This is a genomic window from Sandarakinorhabdus oryzae (assembly GCF_009733735.1).
GTDB lineage: Bacteria > Pseudomonadota > Alphaproteobacteria > Sphingomonadales > Sphingomonadaceae > Sandarakinorhabdus > Sandarakinorhabdus oryzae.
In genome coordinates, this window is the sequence record NZ_WNJP01000277.1 from 1 (window position 1) to 2,341 (window position 2,341).

Sequence of the window (2,341 nt, forward strand, 5' to 3'; positions counted from 1 at the left end):
TTGCGGCGCCGGCGGCGCGGGCCACTGGCTCGATCCGCAGCGCTACGCCATCGATCTGGCGGCGGCGTTGCCGGGCGGCCGGGCGTGCAGTTTCAGCCTGGCGCCGGGCCTGAAGGATCTGGCCGGCCGCCCACTGCCCGCCGCCGGGCCGTTCCGTTTCACCACGCCCGGGCCCAGCGTGCGCGCCATCACGCCCGACTATGAAGAGCTGGCCGAAGACCAGATTTTCCTGATCGCCAGCGAAGCCCCGCCAACGCCGGCCAGCCTGGCCGCCCAGGCCGCCTGCCTGATCGACGGCGTGGGCGAGAAGATCCCGCTCGATCCGCTGCCCGATGCCACGCGCGACGCCATCATCAAGGGATCGCGCGGCAATTATCAGCTGAACAGCTTCCTGGAACAGGCCGGCTGGCGCGCGCCATCCTATGACGATGGCAGCGCACCGCCCACCCGCGCCAGCATCACGGCGCTGAAATGCCGCCGGCTGCTGCCGCCCGGCGGCAAGGTGACGATCTTGTGGGGCAAGGCAGTCGCCGCCGCCAACGGCCTGACCGCCGGCAGCGACTGGCAGAAGCGCTTCACGGTGCGCCAGGCCTTCACGGCGCGGATCGAATGCACGCGGGTCAACGCCGGCGCCGCCTGTTCGCCGCTCGATTCGATCCGCGTCGCTTTCACCGCGCCGGTGCCGCGCGCGGTGGCGCTGCAGGCCCGGCTGGTCACCGGCAGCCAGAGCATCGCGCCGGAACTGCCGGCCGAACGCAGCAACATGCTGCAGGAAGTGCGCTTCAAGGGGCCGCTGCCGGCACGGGCCAACTATCGCGTCACCCTGCCCGCCGGCCTGGCTGACGACAGCGGCCGCAAACTCGCCAACGCCAATCGCTTCCCGCTCGCCATCACCACCGCCGATTATCCGCCGCTGGCCAAGTTTGCCGGCACGTTCGGGATCCTGGAAGCCGAGGAGGGCGGCGTGCTGCCGGTCACTCTGCGCGGCGTCGAAAACCCGCTGCCGGCCAGCGCGCTCACGCTGCCCACGCGCAGTATCAGCACCACCAACGATGCCGCGATCGCCCGCTGGCTGCGCCGGCTGGAAGATGCCGAGGATCGGACCTTCCGCGACGAACCGCTGGCCAATGGTGAACGGCGCAGCATCGAGACGACGCGCAGCCAGCCGCTGATCGATGCCAGCGAACCGGGCCGGCGCTTCAACGTGACGCGGAGCCGGGATGGCGCCATGCAGGTGGTGGGTATTCCGCTGAAAACGCGCGGCTTCCACGTGGTCGAAATCGCCTCCCCCTTGCTGGGTTCGGCGCTGCTGGGAGCAGGCAACGTCCGCCATGTCGCCACCGGCGCGCTGGTCACCAACATGGCCGTGCATTTCCAGTGGGGCGACGGTGCGAGTCTCGCCTGGGTGACGCGGCTTTCGGATGCGACGCCAGTGCCCGGCGCCACGCTGCGCGTGTCCAACGCCTGCTCCGGCCAATTGCTGTGGCAGGGCAAGAGTGATGCGCAGGGCCGTGCCCGTATCCCTGCCGGCCTGCCGCGCCCCAGTGGCTATACGGGCTGCTATCGTGAACAGACCCCGACGCTGATCATCTCGGCCCGCACCGGCGATGATTACAGCTTTGCCCTGTCCAACTGGGGCCGCGGCATCCAGGCGTTTGATTTCAACCTGCCCGCCGGGGACTGGCAAGGCGGGCGCCTCGCCCATGCCGTGCTCGATCGCACGCTCGCCAAACCCGGCGAGCGTATCAATCTCAAATTGTTCCAGCGCAGCGGCAGCGATGCCGGCTTCAGGCGGCCGGCCAAGGCTGCCTTCAGTTTGACCGCCCATCATTGGGCCAGCGACACCAGCCTGAAGGTGACGCTCGACAATGGCGGCGACCCGGTTGGCCACATTGACCTGCCGGCCAGCGCGCCGGCCGGTGAGTGGGACCTGCGCCTCGACACCGCTGGCCAGGAGCAACGCAGCGTCGGCCGCTTCCAGGTGGAGGAATATCGCCTGCCCACCAGCCGGGCGAGCATCAGCGGGCCCAAGGCGATCCCGGTCGCGCCGCGCAGCCTGCCGCTCGATCTGGCGCTGTCCTACCTGTCGGGCGGCGCAGCGGGCGGCACGCCGGTCACGCTGCGCACCCGCGTCGTGCCGCGCAGTGTCGAAGTGCCGGGCTATGAGGGCTGGCAGTTCAACGCTGAGGCTGTGCAGCCCGGCCTCGCCGCGCTGGATGGCGATGGCAACGAGGCTGGCGCTGCCGCAACCGCCCAGCGCGCGGCCGAACAGCCGTTGACGCTGGGCGCGGCTGGCACTGCGCGCGTGGTGGCCAGCGGCTGGCCGGCGATCACGGCCCCC

At 70.5% G+C, this 2,341-nt stretch carries 1 pseudogene; it reads left to right on the forward strand.

What is annotated here, in order from left to right:
• Positions 1 to 2,341 (forward strand): annotated as a pseudogene (locus tag GJ693_RS15535) (MG2 domain-containing protein); the annotation flags it as partial.